This window comes from Spongiibacter taiwanensis (assembly GCF_023702635.1).
GTDB lineage: Bacteria > Pseudomonadota > Gammaproteobacteria > Pseudomonadales > Spongiibacteraceae > Spongiibacter > Spongiibacter taiwanensis.
On record NZ_CP098455.1, the window covers coordinates 20,033 to 36,756 of the forward strand.

Below are 16,724 nucleotides of genomic sequence, written 5' to 3' on the forward strand. Positions count from 1 at the left end.
ATAAAAACTAGACTGGACAGTCCAGTTTGGTTTATCTATATTCTGGACTGATCGGTCTATTATTGGTTCCACCATGAAAACACTTTCCTTACTGCGCCTCTTTGGTTTGGGCATGATGCTGCCGGGCTTGGCGCTCGGCGCGGACTTGCACCCCGTGGTAACGCAGGCGGTGCAGCATCAAGACAGTTACCAGGTGAAGCGGGTTTTCGCTGGTAGGGTGGTCGGCGAGCAGCGAGCGGACCTGGGCTTTGAACTGGCAGGCACGGTCGGCAAGGTGCGGGTGGACGATGGCGATCACGTTGGCGCGGGGCAGATATTGGCCGAGCTGGATCGGCGCAGTCTGGAGATTGAAAAACGGCGTCTCGACGCCCAGCGCCAGGAGCAGTCGAGTCGTCTGGACCAGCTGCAACGGGACTTGAGCCGCTATCGCGCCCTGCGGGAAAAGTCCTATGTCTCCGAAGGCCAGCTGGATGAACTGGCGACCCAGGTCAGTGCGGGGCAGGCGCGCCTCTCTCAACTGGAAGCGGAGCTGCAGGGAATTGCCTTGCGCCTGGAGAAATCCTATTTGCGCGCGCCTTTTGCGGGCGAAGTGGCCAACCTGCGGGTGGAAGAGGGCGTGGTTGTCGCACCCGGCCAGCTGGCGATGCAACTGGTTCAGACCGGCCAGAACGAGGCTGTATTCGGCATTGCGGACCGCTTGGGTGGCGACTTGCGCATTGGCCAGGCCATGACGGTGTTTGGTGATTTTGGTGAAGCCCAGGCGACGTTGATGTCGGTGGCCAATACCCTGGACTGGCGCACGCAAACCCGCCTGATTCGGGTGGCGTTGCCGGCGGATTCTGGCGCGGTCGATGGTAATACCGCGTATATCTTTGTGCCTGAGCACCGTCAACGCGCTGGCTTTTGGTTGCCGGAAGAGGCCTTGCTGGAGGATATGCGCGGGACCTGGGCGGTTTATGGGCTGCATGCCGATGGCGATGCCTATGTGGTGGTGAAGCACTCTGTCGAGGCGCTCTACCATTACCGCGGCCGGGTGTTTGTTTGGGGTGAACTGAAGTCAGGCCAGCAGGTGGTCACCGAAGGTGTGCACCGATTGGCGCCGGGTCAAAAGGTGAGGCTGGCGACGGTGGAGAGTGGCAATGTCGCGCGCGCTGAGTAATCCCCGCTACATTGGCCTGGCGATAGCCCTGATTATTGTTGCCGGCCTGGTCGCGTTAAAAAATCTGCCCCGCCTGGAGGACCCCCATTTTGCCAATCGGGCCGCCATTGTGGTGGTTCCGTTCCCGGGCGCAAGTGCAGAGCGGGTGGAAGCCCTGGTCACCGAGCCGCTGGAAACGGCGATTCGGCAAATGCCCGAAGTGAAACACATCAGCGGCAATGCTCGGCCCGGCGTCTCTGCCATTGTGGTGGAGCTGAAAGACAACGTCGACGCGGCGCATACCGACCTGGTGTGGGCAGAGCTCCGGGATAAAGTGGGCGAAGTGGAGGGCAGTTTGCCGCCGGGCACTGGCCGCCCGCGAGTGGATAACGATCGCAACTACGCTTTTACCTGGATTGCCGGATTGCGTTGGCGGGATGCTGACAATACCGATGTCTTGCGCCTGAGTCGTTACGGGCGCGAGCTGGCGAGCCGTCTGCGCGGCGTGTCGGGTACCGATCTGGTCACCCTGCGCGGCGGTGCCGACGAAGAGATTCAGGTGAAGGTCGATACCGTCAAGGCCGCGGCGGTGAACCTCGATGTGCCCAGAGTCGCGGCGCTGGTTGGCAGCAGCGATGCCAAGGTATCGGCGGGAGAGCTCAGCGGCGATCGCAGTCGTCAATCCATTGAGATTCGTGGGGGGTTTAATCAGGTTGAGCGGGTGCGTCAGGTACCCCTGCTGAGTTTGCCCGAGGGCGGTACCCTGCAGCTTCAGGATATCGCCGATGTCTACAGGGGCGAAGCCGATGCGCCTGCGGATGTCGCGATCATTGGCGGACAACGGGGTGTTGCGGTGGCGGCGAGGATGTTGCCCAGCTACCGGGGAGACTTGTGGACAGCGCGAATGCGCGAGGTCGCCGAGGCCTTTCGGGCCGAGTTGCCGGCTGAAATTGAGCTGGAAGAGCTCTTTGTTCAGGAGCGTTATACCGACGCGCGATTGGCGGAGCTGATTGGCAATATTGCTATGGGCTTCGGCCTGATCTTTGTCATTCTGTTGTTTACCCTCGGTTGGCGGTCAGCGGTGGTGGTCGCCAGTTCGCTGCCCCTGACCATGCTGTTTTCGCTGGCGGTGATGCATTTTGTTGGCCAGCCCATTCACCAAATGTCGGTGACCGGGTTGATCGTTGCCCTGGGGATTATGGTCGACAACGCCATCGTGGTGGCTGACACCGTGCGCCGTTACCGGGGCGAGGGCTTTTCAGCGGTCGCCGCCGCCGGACGTACTTTGCGGCATTTGTGGGTGCCGCTGCTGGGCTCGACCCTGACCACGGTACTGACCTTTATGCCTCTGGCACTCATGCCCGGGCCGTCTGGAGAGTTTATTGGGCCGATCGCGCTGGCAGTGATTTTCTCGCTGATCGGCTCCTGGATCATCTCGCTGTTTTTAATCGCGCCCATTGCCGGGCGGTGGTTGAGCAAGGAGCAGCGCGGCGGCATCGCTTTTCCAAGGGGCGATCAATGGTTTCGTGCCAGTCTCGCCTGGGTGTTGCTGCGGCCGCGGCGGGTGATGCTGGTGATCTGTCTGTTGCCGGTGGCTGGCTTTATGTTGGGCTCTACGCTGAAGGAGCAGTTCTTTCCCCCGGCCGATCGGGACATGATCAATATTGAGCTGTTTATGCCCGCCGGAAGCAGTATTGCCAACACTCTGAAGGCGACTGAGGAGATTAGTCAGGCCATTCAGCCCCACCCTGAGGTGGCGGCGTTGAATTGGTTTGTCGGTCGCAACGCGCCACCATTTTATTACAACCTGCGGGATAACCGCGACGGCTCGCCTCAGTATGCCCAGGCGATGCTGACGGCCACCGATTTTCGGGCGGCGGGACGCTTGGTCAGCCAGTTACAGAAAGAACTGAGCGACCAGTTTCCCGGCTATCAGATTTTAGTACGTCGCCTGGAGCAGGGGCCGCCGGTAAACGCGCCAGTCGAGCTGCGGCTATACGGTGACAATCTGACCCAACTTAAACGAATTGGTGATCAGGTCCGGCAACTGGCCCTGACCACTGACGACGTGCTGGCGGTGCGCAGTTCCATGGCGGAAAGTGTGCCGAAGGTGTGGCTGCAAATGAACGAGGCCGCCTCCCAGCGCAGCGGTGTTCAACTAAAAGATCTGTCCCATATTCTGGCCGCCAGCATCGACGGCGTGGTCAGTGGCAGCGTGTTGGAATCCACCGAGCAGGTGCCGGTGCGGGTGTCGGGGAAGGGGCTGAAAGGGGCCAGTGTCGATCTGCTGATGTCGATGCCGCTGGCACTGGAAACCGGCGCACGGCCGCTGGCGTCATTGGCCGATATCAGCGTGAGTCCCACTCAGGCATTGATTACCCGCCGGGATGGGCGCCGGGTGAATACCATTGAAATTCATCTGCGCGATGGGGTGCTGCCCGCGGTGGTACTTGAGCGTGTTCGCCAGCGAATCGCCGATGCCAATCTGACCTTGCCTGCCGGTTTTGATCTGGAGGTGGGCGGTGATTCCGAGGCCCGTAATGAGGCAGTTGGTAAACTGCTGGGGAGTTTGGGGATTATCGGTGTGTTGATGCTGGTTACCGTGCTGATGGCCTTCAACTCCTTTCGCCTGGCGGCGCTGGTGTTTGTGGTGGCCTTTCAGTCGGCGGGTCTGGGTATGTTCAGTCTGTGGGTCAGCGGTTACCCCTTTGGTTTTACGGCCATTGTTGGCCTGATGGGGCTAATGGGGTTGGCGGTAAACGCCGGAATTGTCATTCTCACCGAGCTGCGCCACTCGCCCTTGGCAATGGCGGGCAATCGGGCGGAGATTGTCGAAACGGTCAGCGCGCTGACCCGGCATATCGGCTCGACCACGGTGACTACGGTGGCGGGGTTGATTCCCCTGATTCTTTCGATTGGCGGATTTTGGCCACCCTTTGCGATCGTATTGGCGGGGGGAACGCTGCTCACCACCTTGCTGTCGCTGTACTTTGTGCCCGCCGCCTTCCTGGTGCTGCGGCGCCCCTATGTATTGCAATTACTGCAGGACAAGGCCTGCAGCAGCACGGCGGGAGCGCCGCCGTCAGCGCCGCTGCCAGGCGGGCAGCCATCGACTCAGCGATGAGGTGAATTTGCTCCTCAGGTGGTGACAGGGTTTACTGTCGTCCGATTGGTCTGCGCTACCAGGGCGGGCCCTTGGGGCAGCATCTTGCTGAGACCGTATACCGCGATCGCGCACAGGGCGATGGTAAACAAAGTAGCGACCCAAATAATGCCGGTGCTGGCACTGGGGTCGTCAAGATGCAGCGCGACAATAATGGGAGCGCCCAGCCCCGCGTTGGCGCCCATCATGGTAACCGGGAAAATCAGCAACAGCCCCAACAGTCCCCATTTGCTTTGCACGTTGCGCCAGAAATAGGTGGCGGCCAGGGTAAAGATAATGACCTGAGTGCCTTCCAATACGCCAATCACCAGTGGGTAGTTCCAGATTCTCAGCACATAGGGACCGTAGTAGGTGTATACATCCACGCCGGTGCCGATGACCTCGAAAACGCAGGATGCGGTGATTTCGGCAAGCCAGATAAGGCCGAGTAATTTCGGGGTCACCCGGCCTTCGTATAGGGCGCGACCGGCATAAAGGCATGCTGTGGCATAGAGAATGATGTAGCCACTGTGAGTCCAGTTGGGCTGCACGATGCCGAAGGCGGTGAAGTGGGAGAACATGGCCCCGGGCTGGCCGTTGTGAACGTCGTAAAACCAAAGATCAAAGGCAACGTCGTAGAGGGGTTCTATATAGGCACCCACCCCGGCAGCAATAATGGCGAGCAGATAAAAGGGGGTGCCTTGCCTTTTGCCCATGCGAATCGCAATCACGACCATAATCAGCACAATGGCCCAACTGCCCCAGGTAAAAACATGTTGCCAGGCAAGGTTTAGTTCGTGGGCGAGAACCTCTGGTGGCATACGACCCATAGTGTTTTCCTTATTCGAGTGAGCTAACGTGGCGAGATTAAATTATAATTGATTTCAATATCAATTGAAGCTGTAAAAAGATCGTTGCGAGCAGAGGGGAGGAGTGTTGAGGCCGGAGCGGCAGATCCGTGGCGGTGGCGAATTGGCTGCCAAACAACCGGGGAGTCAGGGCATTAGCAAAGTGCTGAATAGAGGTGTTGGCAGGCGCGGCCGCCTGCCAATTGCCAACCATGGTGGTCTGTAAGGCGCTTAGGCTTCCTTGGCCAGCGGCCGGACGTTGTCGGCCTGGGGGCTGAGCAACTCTTCCAGCGCCTCGGTTTTGCCTTTGCATGCCTGGGCGACCAGGTCTTTATTCTTGGCCAGCAGAATGCCAAATTCTTCGGCCTTGGCTTCATCTACTCCCGGAATCTGCTGCAGCAACAGCTGACTGAATTTCTCGCCCAGCTCCAGCATTTTGTCGTATTCGTCGGCTTCTTTTTTGCTATCAAACATGGTGTTATCCCTGTCACACATCCACTTGGCCACAACTGCCATGGTTTCACCTCGTCGGTTTAGTGAGTTTTATATACTGTATGTGTGTACAGTATATCGGTTTGCGGCGTTGTGCAAGGGTGACGCAGGGAAGGCGGCCAGTGCTCCGCAGCTGCAAAATTTTTAACGACAGCTTGCGCTGAAATTTAGCACTTCCCATTCGAAACCCTGCTATCGGGTGGTTCTGAAAACCTGTAAGTAACCACGCTTATCCTGACGGCTTCGGTCTTCAGGCTTGGTGCCTCAGGCTGCCTTGTTCATTAACTGCTGTGTATTGACGCTTTGCTATGAACATAATTTTGGACACGTGTCCTTCCTGCTGACCCGGCGCAAGGTTCCCTTCGCGCCATCTCCCGGTCGACGTTGAAGTGTTCGGGTAGTGCTGCGGCTGGGATTTGTGATTGTTGCATTTTTGTGATCTAGTTCACATAACGTAGGAATTAAAGCGCAGTGCAAGGCGCTTTGTATTAGTTCTCAGGAGTCAGCGCCCATGAATGCCACTGTCAGCTTGCTGACGCAGTACCACCTGAAGTTACTCGCGATTTTGTCGCTGTCGGTCATTTTTATTTCTTGTGGTGGCGGTGGCAGCTCGGGGTCAAAGAATGGCCCGGAGCGTTTTGTTGTCTCCCCGGGTTTGGAGCGTAGCGTGGTTTTTGCTGACGGCCAGGGAGAGCTCGTTCTGGATGAGTACGCGCTGCTTGAAGAACTTGAGTTGCAGGTCAGCGTAACGGATGCGCAGGAAAGTGCTTTCTCAACAGCGATTACCCTGGCGCCAGTCAACACTCAACTTCGAACACCCTCACGTTTGAGAATGGTTCTACCTGAGCAGTTTGGGGCTGATCGTCGCCTGGTGATTGCACGGCAAGAGGCGAAAGGATGGCGCCCCCTGCTGAGCTCTGTAGTGGAGTCGGGGGCTGTTGAGGCGAGCATCACAGAGCTTGGCCGTTACGCTGTAGTCGAGCTGGAGCCTCTGGTGGTCGATGGCGCTATCGGGCCTGATTGCCAGGCAGAGGAGGCCCAACAAGAGTTGCGCTTTGTCCATGTTGCCGATCTGCATGCGCGTTACGGTACCGCCGACCAGCTCTTCAGCCGAATCAAGTACTACCGTGATCAGGCGGCACTGGAGTCGCCTTACACTATTTTTACCAATGGTGGGGACGACTTTGAAAAAGGCAGCGTGGCTGAAATTAACTCCGAAGGGGCCGCAACTGTAGAGGTGACCAGGCTGATGGCCTTTGACGTCAGAGTGGTTGGTAACCACGACTTTGCCTGGGGGAGTGACCAGTTGTTGGCACATACCAACGACCCTCAGGCCTTGGTTTTGTCCAGCAACAGCCTTTATCGCGGCGAGGATGAGGGCTATGCGGGTCGCGACTTTGTTGCTCTTCAGGTTGGCTGCCTCAAGGTTGGCTTTTTTGGGATGACCTCCGTGCCCTGGAACGAGTTGGATGAGCCCTTGGAAGACGCGCCAATTCCAGATTTTCTGCCCGATGTTGAAATGAACTGGCACTGGCAGCAGATCGCCGCTGGGGCGGTGTATCAGTATCGCGATCAAGTCGATGTTCTGGTGATGCTGAGCCATCTTGGTCGTACCTTGGACACCCGTCTCTTGCAGGATAATCCGGGCATCGACCTGGCATTAGGCGGCCACTCTCATCAAGGTGTCAGTGCCGTTGAGTTGGAGGGTAGTCGCCTGGTGATTCAGCCGGATTTTTATGCCGATGGGCTGACCGATATCCGGCTGCAATACTTGCTGAATAATCGTCAGATAGCCTCCCATGATATTCAGAACATCGATGTTAGAAGCATTGCAGGCGTGGATGATGAGGTTGCCGTGGGGATAAACGCAATCATGGCTCGCTATGCGCCCGATGCCCGCCTTGAAATTGCGTTATCTGAAAACTTCCCGGTGGGAAATGATATTGTGGATCTGGCGGCGCGGGCGGCCATGTACCACCACAATGCCGATGCGGTCATGCTGGCACCCAATACGGTCAATGAGGCAGATCGTTGGTTGCCAGGCACCTTGACTCAAGAGGACTTTCATCGGGCTATTTCCGTAGAACGGCAACCTTCTGATACTCCCGGTTTTACCAGTTTTTATTCTATTGAGGTGACTCGGGAAGAGCTCCTGCAAATGCAGCAGGCTCAGGCTCAATGGCGCGTTGTTGAAAAGGATAATCCGGATTCCGAATTCGCGCTGAAACTGGTTTTGCAAAAAGGGCCAGCGCAAAACCTCTCGCAGTTTTTTCCCGATCTGGCAGCGCGTGATGCGACCTTCCTGTCCGAGGCGTGGCAGAGTCTCGATGTCTACGCCAGGCACCGCACGGCAGAGTGCTTGCACCTGGATTCTGATAAACGGCTTAATGCCTGCGAAGACGACGAAAAAACCACGGTATGGCAATTTGACAGCAGTGCCGATCCGCTTGGGGTGAAGGAGGGGGGCGCAGAGTTATCCTACTTTGATCCCGACGGGAGCAATGCTAGTGCGAGTGAGACACGAGCGGGGAAGAGTGCAGATTTTGATATTGCTCCGCTGCCCGATGGCGAGTCTGGCGTGCTGGAATTTGCAGCGTATGGTCCCCGGCAGGGAATTCAGCTGAAAACCAATGCCCTTCCCAATGGGGACTATGCCGATATTAACAGGTTATCGGACTATACCCTGGTCTTTGATATCTACTGGCCACAGGAAAGTGATAACGCCTGGCGTGCTTTTTTACAGACCAATAACGAGAATGACGACGACGCGGATATATTTTTCGAAAATGAGATTTCGGGTGGAATAGGGATCGCGACCTCGGGTAGCTCGTATTCTGGCGACTTTCCTCCCGACACATGGCATCGGATCGGCCTCGTATTTTATGCCGGAGAGCCCAATGGCAGCTTGAAGGTTTTCCACAATGGCAAGCTGATCGGCAGCAAGCGCGATGGCGATATCGATGTGAGATGGGCACTTGAGCAGACGGCATTATTGTTGACCGACAACAATAATGAAACCGAAATAGGCTACCTCAATGCCCTTCTATTTGCCGCCAGACCTTATAGTGACAGGGAGGTTGCAGCTTTGGCTGGGCCCTCGCGATTACTGAACCCTGGGGAGGACGCTGAGAGCGTTCAGACCAGAATTCTGCGCCACCTTCGCACAGATACGCATTGAAACTCGCCGTATAGCGCGGGTCTGAAATCTCTTCAGTCACAAAAAAGCCGCCCGAAGGCGGCTTTATCATCAAGTGTTGCGCTGGCTTACACCGCGACCTCGGTAATTTCTACCGCGGCGATTTGCTTGCCTTTCTCAGCGCCTTTCTGGAAGGACTCGATCTGATCGAAGTTCATGTAGCGGTAGATTTCCGCTGACATGCTCTTCAGATCTTTACAGTATTCCAGGTACTCAGCCGGGGTAGGCAGTTTGCCAACAATGGCGCCAACCGCGGCCAGTTCGGCCGAGGTCAGGTAAACGTTAGCGCCGGTGCCCAGACGGTTGGGGAAGTTACGCGTGGAGGTAGACAGGACGGTGGCGCCGTCAGCGACTCGTGCCTGGTTACCCATACACAGCGAGCAGCCGGGCATTTCCATCCGTGCGCCGGCGGCGCCAAAGATGTTGTAGTAGCCTTCTTCCATCAGGGTGTGCTGGTCCATCTTGGTCGGTGGCGACAGCCACAGACGGGTGGACAGGTTGCCCTTGTGGCTGGCCAGCAATTTACCGGCGGCGCGGAAGTGACCGATGTTGGTCATGCAGCTACCGATAAACACTTCGTCAACTTTGTCGCCAGCCACTTCAGACAGCAGCTTGGCATCGTCTGGATCGTTGGGGCAGCACACCACGGGCTCTTTCAGCTGATCCAGATCGATCTCGATGATGGCCGCGTACTCGGCATCGGCATCGCCTTCCAGCAGGGTGGGGTTGGCCAGCCACTCTTCCATTTTCGCAGCGCGGCGCTCCAGGGTGCGCTTGTCACCATAGCCTTCGCTGATCATCCAGCGCAGCAGGGTGATGTTGGAACGCAGGTACTCAGAGATTTCTGCCACACCTTGCTTGATGGTACAGCCCGCGGCAGAGCGTTCGGCGGAGGCGTCAGACAGCTCAAAGGCCTGCTCAACGGTCAGACCTTCCAGACCTTCGATTTCCAGAATACGGCCAGAGAAGATGTTCTTCTTGCCTTTCTTCTCAACGGTCAGGTGACCGTCTTTGATGGCTTGGTAAGGAATGGCGTGAACCAGATCGCGCAGGGTGATACCGGGCTGCATTTCACCTTTGAAACGCACCAGTACTGACTCTGGCATATCCAGTGGCATGACACCAGTTGCCGCAGCGAAGGCCACCAGACCGGAGCCGGCGGGGAAGGAAATACCCATGGGGAAACGGGTGTGGGAGTCGCCGCCGGTGCCCACGGTGTCGGGCAGCAGCATGCGGTTCAGCCAGCTGTGGATGATGCCGTCACCGGGACGCAGAGATACACCGCCACGGGTCATGATGAAGTCGGGCAGGGTGTGCTGGGTGTCGATGTCCACGGGCTTGGGGTAGGCCGCCGTGTGACAGAAAGATTGCATGGTCAGGTCGGCAGAGAAGCCCAGGCAAGCCAGGTCTTTCAGCTCGTCACGGGTCATTGGGCCAGTAGTGTCCTGGGAGCCAACGGTGGTCATCTTGGGCTCGCAGTAGGTGCCGGGGCGCACACCTTGACCTTCGGGCAGACCGCAGGCGCGGCCAACCATTTTCTGGGCCAGGGTGAAGCCTTTGCCGGTGTCTTCTGGCTGCGCGGGCTGACGGAACAGGTCGGAGGGGGGCAGCCCCAGCGACTCACGGGCCTTGCTGGTCAGGCCACGACCGATGATCAGGTTGATCCGGCCGCCGGCGCGAACTTCGTCCAGCAGCACCTGGGATTTCAGTTCAAAGGTGCTCAGGGTTTCGCCGGTTTCTACGTTTTTGATGACACCATCGTAGGGGCGGATTTCAATTACATCGCCCATGTTCAGGTTGTCGACATCGGCTTCAAATACCAGGGCGCCGGCATCTTCCATGGTGTTGTAGAAGATGGGGGCCACTTTGCCGCCAATGCACACACCGCCGCCGCGCTTGTTAGGTACGCCGGGGATGTCATCACCGAAGAACCACAGCACCGAGTTGGTGGCAGACTTACGAGAAGAACCTGTGCCGACAACGTCACCCACCATGGCGATGGGGTGGCCTTTTTTCTGCAGCTCTTCGATTTGCTTCAGCGGGCCAACCTGGCCGGGCTCGTCGGGGGTAATACCGTCACGGGCCATTTTGTACATGGCCAGGGCGTGTAGCGGGATGTCGGGGCGCGACCAGGCATCGGGCGCGGGGGAGAGGTCATCAGTATTGGTTTCGCCGGTGACTTTGAAAACGGTTTTAACAATGCTCTCGGGCACCTCGTCACGCTTGGTGAACCACTCGCCGTCAGCCCAGCTTTGCATCACCGCTTTGGCGTGCTCGTTGCCCGCTTTGGCTTTTTCTTCCACATCGTGGAAGGCATCGAACATCAGCAGGGTGTGCTTGAGCTCTTCGGCGGCCAGGGCGGCCAGCGACGCGTCGTCGAGCAGCTCGACCAGCGTGGCGATGTTGTAGCCACCGTGCATGTTGCCCAGCAGTTTAACTGCTTCTTCCTTGCTGATCAGCGGAGAGCTGGCTTCGCCTTTAACAATGGCGGAGAGAAAACCGGCTTTGACGTAGGCGGCCTCGTCGACACCCGGCGGAACGCGATTGGAGATCAAATCGACCAGCGTTGCCTCTTCCCCGGCAGGCGGGTTTTTCAGAAGATCGATCAGGCCTGCAACTTGTTCGGCGGTAAGGGGTTTGGGGACGATGCCCTGAGCGGCGCGCTCTTCGACATGCTTGCGGTAGGCTTCTAGCACTTTGGACTCCTCTCGTGTGTTTCATTACCCGTAAGCCGCCGGGATCGCCGGAGGTCGGGGCTATCGATGCCCATCATCGATCTGAAAATAAGGCTGGGAAGTATACTGAAAAACCCTATTGAGGTTAAGTGATTACCGCGTTCTTCGTCGCAGCCCATGCCGCTGTTGGCGGCGGCCCTTGCCGGGTACAGGCCCTGTCGCTTACTCTTTCTCGCTCGCTGTTTTTGTTTTCCGGAGATTACCTTGGCTGAGTCGATTCGCCGCGTGCCCACCCCCTGTATTGGTGTCTGTTCCACCGGTATTGGCGATGATGTGTGCCGGGGCTGCAAACGCTTTTGCCACGAGGTGATTCACTGGAATGGGTACAGTGTTGGCCAGAAGGCGATCATCGACCAGCGGCTGGACCGTTTTCTGGTGCAGGTCATGGAGACCAAACTGCATATTGTGAATGCCGAACTGCTCGCCTGGCAGCTGGGTGTGCAGGGGGTGCGTTACCCAAAAGATAAGAGCCCCTATATCTGGCTGTTTCAGTTGCTGCGCGCGGGTGCCGGGCAAATAAAAAATACCCGGAAATACGGCTTTACGGTGGATCCCGCCTGGCAGGCCCAAAGCCTGGTCAGCCTGCGCGAGGCCATTGACCGGGAATACTTTGAGCTATCTCAGGCTTACTACGAGCGCTATTTTGGCCGTTATCGTCAGCGGGAAGGCTAATCGCCGGGCAGGCTTTGGTATACTCCGCGCTTGAATTGATAGCCGACCACCGATATGCCCGCAGATATTGATCTCACCGACATTCTTGAATTTCTTCCCTGCGCAACACCCGATGCCTGGGTGCAAGCGGCCCTCGCTCACCCTGAGGAACTGCTCATTGATCACGCCAACTGCGAGAAGAAAGCCGCAGGCACGGCGTTAAATCTGATGTTCCGCTACGTCGACAAAGTGGATTTGCTCAGCAAAATGTCCCGGCTGGCACGGGAGGAATTGCGCCACTTCGAGCAGGTGTTGGCGATTATGAAGAAGCGGGGGGTTGCCTACCGGCACCTGTCGTCAGCGCGCTATGCCGATGGCTTGCGCAAGGGCGCACGCAGCAGTGATCCGGGCAAATTGGTGGATATTCTGATTTGTGGTGCATTAATTGAGGCGCGCAGCTGTGAACGCTTTGCCCGCATTGCGCCCCATCTGGATGCGGAGCTGGCCAAGTTTTACACCTCGCTCCTCAAGTCGGAGAGTCGCCATTTCAAGGATTACCTCACCCTGGCCCAGCGTTATTCTGCTGAGCCCATCGACAATCGAGTCGCTTTTTTTCGTGAGCGGGAGCAGGACTTGATTGAATCGCCCGATGAGGTATTTCGTTTTCACAGCGGGCCGCCAGTCGCCGCATAAGCGGCTCAGACGAAGGAGCCGGTCTCGATCAGTTGCTTGGCGAGTTCGGCAACGTCGCGCTTTTGCCGGTCGGCATTCTTTGCCAGCAGATCCTGGGCCTGATCCTCGGCCAAACCATAGGTCTTCATAATGAACTGCCGGGCCCTATTCAGGTACTGACGCTCCTGAATAATGGGCTGCATGGCGGCTACCTCTGCCCTGAGTCGATCGATGCTGTGAAAGTAACTCAGGGTAATATCGATCAACGACTGCAGCAGGCTCGCCGGAACGGCGTCGATGGCATAAATGCTGATGCCTGCCTCCGCGGCGAGTCGGTTAATCCCTTCAGATTGCTTGGCACCCAGGGTGATGATGGTCCGAGCCCCGTGGCGGCTGCGGTGGGCCAAATGCTCCAGGGCGTCGCGTTTGCTGGAATTGGTGTCGATCAGAATGATCTCTGGGTGCAGCTCTTCCATGGCCTGATAAATATCGCTGTCGGTACTGCGATGGTTTACCAACTCCATACCAGCCCAGCTCACAATGGGTTCAAGCTTATTCGCCCGACTGTCGTCGATATCAACCAGTAAAACTCGCACCTTATTATTTACGCCTCTTTTTTGGTGTTAATCAGCCGCAGAGCAGGAATGTCTGCCTGGGAGAAGTTCTGTTGCTCAAGGTAGCGAATGATACCGCCAACGGTAATGACCTGCCCATCCAGAAATTGATTGGGCCCCAGGTGCTGGGACTTGGGCAGGACCATTTTCTCGTGCAGATTGCCCTCGGTTTTGCGGTCAATGGTCGGGCAGTCCAGGCCAATCGCGGCGGCGGCGATACGATACTCGGCGGGCTTGAACACCAGGCGCACGGTTTTTTCGATATCGATAGGCACAGTGAGCTGCCCCCAGCGATACATCTGGGAGATAAACCATTCCGGGTGATTGAGCCAGGGGAAGTTGGCCGAGTAGCGGTGGAATACATGGAAATCTGGCACTTTCTCGGGCTCTTTGCCGAAGTGCTTCAGGGAAAGACCGTTGAGTGACATGGCCACGGTGTCGGTGGGCAGGGCGATGTAGGCGGCCTGACTGAGAATCCGGGCGGCGGCCTTGCGGTTTTCCTTTTTGTCCAGCCAGATGCAGGCCTTGAGCAGGGCCCGCAATATCGCCTGATGGGTAAAGGGGTGATCCTCGGCCCAGCTTTCGGTGACGGCAAACACCTTCTCTGGGCTGTTGTTCCAAAGCTGATATTTGGTGGCCACCACGTGACCCAATTGCTGTTGCACGGCCAGGGTGTTCCAAGGTTCACCGACGCTGAAGCCTTGAATCTCGCCATCGTTCATTGCCGTTACCATCCGCGGTGGCGGGATGACCACAATGTCGACGTCGTTGTCGGGATCGATACCGGAGCTGGCCAGCCAGTAGCGCAGCTCAAAACTTTGGGTTGAGCAGGGGTACACAATACCGAAGCGGAGTTTGGGCTTGCGTGCGCGCTTGTCTTCCTCAATCACGCACTGCAGCGCCTGCGCGGCGACCAGCGGGCTGAATTCTACCCGGGGGTCGATGGCGTACATGCGATCATAAAGATGGTTGTTCACGGTAATGGCGTTACCGTTAAGGTCCAGCACCATCGCGCTGACAAAGTCCAGCTTGGGGCTGGAAACGCCCAAGCGTGATGCCACCGGCATGGAGGCGATCATCTGTGCGCCGTCGAGAATGCCGAGCCCGACCTTGTCGCGAATCCCCGCCCAGGAAGATTCCCGGGACAGGGTAACGCTGAGACCTTCGGCGGCGAAGTAGCCCTTTTCCTGGGCAATCACCAGCGGTGCGCAGTCGGTCAGCGGGATAAAGCCCAGCTTGACCTCGGTTTTTTCTAAATCAGCAAACTTATTATTGTGTTTACCGCTCATGTCTCAATGACTCCATTAGCCGCCCACCACCTTTTTGAGGGCGGGGGGCGTTTCAATCAGTGCCGGCTTTTTTTTTGTTGCAGGCACGTCGGGTTTTGCTTGTTTTCGGTGCAGGAAGGTCAAGACCTCTGCACGATAGTGGTTGTAGTCCGGGTTGTCTGCCAGGGTCAGGCGATCCCGCGGACGGGGCAGATCAACATGCAGAATCTCGCCAATCTTGGCTGCGGGCCCGTTGCTCATCATCACAATCCGGTCGGACAACAAGACGGCCTCGTCCACATCGTGGGTAATCAGGATCACGGTGTTGTTCAACTCGGCCTGAATCTCCATCAGGGCGTCCTGCAGGTGGGCCCGAGTCAACGCATCCAGGGCGCCGAAGGGCTCGTCCATCAACAGTACCTTGGGTTCCATGGCCAGGGCTCTGGCGATACCCACCCGCTGCTTCATGCCGCCGGAAATCTCGGCGGGTAGTTTATGAGTCGCGTGGGTCATATGCACGAGTTCCAGGTTATGCTCAATCCACTCCCGCATTTCGGCCTTGCTTTTGCGCCCTTTAAACACCTGCTTCACCGCAAGCTCCACATTTTCATAAACGGTCAGCCAGGGAAACAGGGAGTGATTTTGAAACACTACTGCACGATCCGGGCCAGGATCATTCACTTCTTTGGACTCGAGCACCACGGCGCCCTCGGTGGCCCGGTACAGTCCGGCAACGATATTCAACACGGTGGATTTGCCACAGCCCGAGTGCCCGATCAGCGAGATAAACTCGCCCTTGGCGATTTTAAGGTCAACTCCGTCCAAGGCGCGGAAGGGGCCATTTTTGGTCGGGAATTCAATGCCGACCTGAGAGATATCGAGGTAGTGAGACATGATAATTCCTCAGCTGTTGGCTTCGCCGCGGGCGATAACTTTGTGAAGGGTTTGCATCAGCGAATCGAGCAGAAAGCCGATAAAGCCAATGGTGATGACCGCCACCATGATACGGGCGAGGGATTCGGAGCTGCCGTTCTGGAATTCGTCCCAGACGAATTTTCCCAGCCCCGGGTTTTGGGCCAGCATCTCGGCGGCAATCAGTACCATCCAGCCAATGCCCAGAGAAATGCGCAGCCCAGTAAAGATCATCGGCAGCGAGGCAGGAATGGCGATTTTACGCACCCGGGTAACCCAGCCGAGGCGAATAACCCGGCCGACGTTGATCAGGTCCTTGTCGATGCTGGCCACGCCAACGGCAGTGTTGATCAGGGTCGGCCACATGCAGCACAGGGTGACGGTAATGGCAGAGTTGACAAAGGATTTGGCAAACAGCGGGTCATCGCTCACGTAGACCGCACTGACGACCATCGTCACCAAGGGCAGCCAGGCCAGCGGCGACACCGGCTTGAAAATCTGAATCAGCGGGGCGATGGCGGCGTTCAGCAGGGGGCTCAGGCCGCAGGCGACGCCAATCGGAATAGCGATGAGGGAGGCTACAACAAAGCCGGTAAAGACGGTTTTCAGGCTGGTGAAAATCTGATCGATAAAGGTCGCCTTGCCGGTGTATTCCCGGATTTTGACTTCAGCGTCTGGGTTTTTGGCGAGTTTCTTTTCATTGCGTTCCACCTGGCGTTGGTAGAAGGCATCGGCCTTTTCGCGTTCGGCCTTGTGTTCTGCCACCAGGCCCTGTGCCGCGCTGTAAACTGCAGCGGGGCCGGGAAAAGTGCCCAGACTGGTATCTACCCGGGCGGCTAGGGTCGACCAGATGGCAAGAAAAATCAGCACCGCCAGCACGGGCAGGCCAATTTGGCGCAAGATTTCCTGGCCCTGTTCCCGGGGATTCTCGCCGGTGGCGAGTTTGAACACCGGAATCATCCAGCTAAAGCCGGCCAGGCTGAGGTAGCGCATGGTATTTTGTTTAAACATGACTGTCTCCAGGGCGATGCCCGGCCGCTAGACCGGGCATCGCGT

At 57.4% G+C, this 16,724-nt stretch carries 12 protein-coding genes; 5 read left to right on the forward strand and 7 right to left on the reverse strand.

The window, feature by feature from the left end; all coding sequences use genetic code 11:
• Positions 1-73 precede the first annotated feature (73 nt).
• Positions 74-1,159: an efflux RND transporter periplasmic adaptor subunit gene (locus NCG89_RS00095; protein ID WP_251087743.1), complete on the forward strand. Its 1,086-nt coding sequence runs from the start codon at positions 74-76 to the stop codon at positions 1,157-1,159.
• The gene (locus tag NCG89_RS00100; RefSeq protein ID WP_251087744.1) at positions 1,140-4,262 is read left to right on the forward strand and encodes an efflux RND transporter permease subunit; all 3,123 of its coding nucleotides are present in this window, start codon (positions 1,140-1,142) and stop codon (positions 4,260-4,262) included. The genes NCG89_RS00095 and NCG89_RS00100 overlap by 20 nt, the downstream gene beginning before the upstream one ends.
• A 14-nt stretch (positions 4,263-4,276) precedes the next feature.
• Here the strand turns inward: NCG89_RS00100 and NCG89_RS00105 are convergent, their stop codons facing one another.
• On the reverse strand, positions 4,277-5,110 hold the full coding sequence (locus tag NCG89_RS00105; protein ID WP_251087745.1) for a hypothetical protein: 834 nt from the start codon (positions 5,108-5,110) through the stop codon (positions 4,277-4,279).
• 249 nt (positions 5,111-5,359) lie between these two features.
• Entirely contained in the window at positions 5,360-5,644 is a 285-nt protein-coding gene (locus NCG89_RS00110) for a YebG family protein (RefSeq protein ID WP_251087746.1), read from the reverse strand.
• Between the two features lie 487 nt (positions 5,645-6,131).
• Between NCG89_RS00110 and NCG89_RS00115 the strand changes: the two genes are divergently transcribed.
• Positions 6,132-8,798, forward strand: a complete 2,667-nt coding sequence (locus tag NCG89_RS00115) for a metallophosphoesterase (protein WP_251087747.1) — start codon at positions 6,132-6,134, stop codon at positions 8,796-8,798.
• Positions 8,799-8,884: 86 nt separating this feature from the next.
• On the opposite strand, the gene acnB is transcribed toward NCG89_RS00115, so the two are convergent.
• Complete coding sequence (gene acnB / locus NCG89_RS00120; RefSeq protein ID WP_251087748.1) at positions 8,885-11,512, reverse strand: bifunctional aconitate hydratase 2/2-methylisocitrate dehydratase; 2,628 nt, start codon at positions 11,510-11,512, stop codon at positions 8,885-8,887.
• A 243-nt stretch (positions 11,513-11,755) separates the two neighbouring features.
• Here acnB and NCG89_RS00125 point away from each other — a divergent pair, with 243 nt between their 5' ends.
• The gene (locus NCG89_RS00125) at positions 11,756-12,223 is read left to right on the forward strand and encodes a DUF1289 domain-containing protein (protein WP_251087749.1); all 468 of its coding nucleotides are present in this window, start codon (positions 11,756-11,758) and stop codon (positions 12,221-12,223) included.
• 54 nt (positions 12,224-12,277) lie between these two features.
• Entirely contained in the window at positions 12,278-12,895 is a 618-nt protein-coding gene (locus NCG89_RS00130) for a MiaE family protein (RefSeq protein ID WP_251087750.1), read from the forward strand.
• Between the two features lie 5 nt (positions 12,896-12,900).
• Here the strand turns inward: NCG89_RS00130 and NCG89_RS00135 are convergent, their stop codons facing one another.
• Genes NCG89_RS00135 through NCG89_RS00150 form a run of 4 tightly spaced genes read right to left on the reverse strand, consistent with a single transcriptional unit; the run spans position 12,901 to position 16,679 of the window.
• Positions 12,901-13,470, reverse strand: coding sequence for an ANTAR domain-containing response regulator (locus NCG89_RS00135; protein WP_251087751.1), 570 nt, complete (start codon positions 13,468-13,470; stop codon positions 12,901-12,903).
• An 8-nt stretch (positions 13,471-13,478) separates the two neighbouring features.
• Positions 13,479-14,777, reverse strand: coding sequence for a CmpA/NrtA family ABC transporter substrate-binding protein (locus NCG89_RS00140; RefSeq protein WP_251087752.1), 1,299 nt, complete (start codon positions 14,775-14,777; stop codon positions 13,479-13,481).
• A 15-nt stretch (positions 14,778-14,792) separates the two neighbouring features.
• Positions 14,793-15,650, reverse strand: a complete 858-nt coding sequence (locus NCG89_RS00145) for an ABC transporter ATP-binding protein (RefSeq protein WP_251087753.1) — start codon at positions 15,648-15,650, stop codon at positions 14,793-14,795.
• A gap of 9 nt (positions 15,651-15,659) precedes the next feature.
• Positions 15,660-16,679, reverse strand: a complete 1,020-nt coding sequence (locus tag NCG89_RS00150; protein ID WP_251087754.1) for an ABC transporter permease — start codon at positions 16,677-16,679, stop codon at positions 15,660-15,662.
• Positions 16,680-16,724: the final 45 nt, after the last annotated feature.

Bases quoted from the DNA above. Each gene is read 5' to 3' on its own strand.
- NCG89_RS00095 (WP_251087743.1), top strand. From the start codon at position 74: ATGAAAACACTTTCCTTACTGCGCCTCTTTGGTTTGGGCATGATGCTG.
- NCG89_RS00100 (WP_251087744.1), top strand. From the start codon at position 1,140: ATGTCGCGCGCGCTGAGTAATCCCCGCTACATTGGCCTGGCGATAGCC.
- NCG89_RS00105 (WP_251087745.1), bottom strand. From the start codon at position 5,110: ATGGGTCGTATGCCACCAGAGGTTCTCGCCCACGAACTAAACCTTGCC.
- NCG89_RS00110 (WP_251087746.1), bottom strand. From the start codon at position 5,644: ATGGCAGTTGTGGCCAAGTGGATGTGTGACAGGGATAACACCATGTTT.
- NCG89_RS00115 (WP_251087747.1), top strand. From the start codon at position 6,132: ATGAATGCCACTGTCAGCTTGCTGACGCAGTACCACCTGAAGTTACTC.
- NCG89_RS00130 (WP_251087750.1), top strand. From the start codon at position 12,278: ATGCCCGCAGATATTGATCTCACCGACATTCTTGAATTTCTTCCCTGC.
- NCG89_RS00140 (WP_251087752.1), bottom strand. From the start codon at position 14,777: ATGAGCGGTAAACACAATAATAAGTTTGCTGATTTAGAAAAAACCGAG.
- NCG89_RS00145 (WP_251087753.1), bottom strand. From the start codon at position 15,650: ATGTCTCACTACCTCGATATCTCTCAGGTCGGCATTGAATTCCCGACC.
- NCG89_RS00150 (WP_251087754.1), bottom strand. From the start codon at position 16,679: ATGTTTAAACAAAATACCATGCGCTACCTCAGCCTGGCCGGCTTTAGC.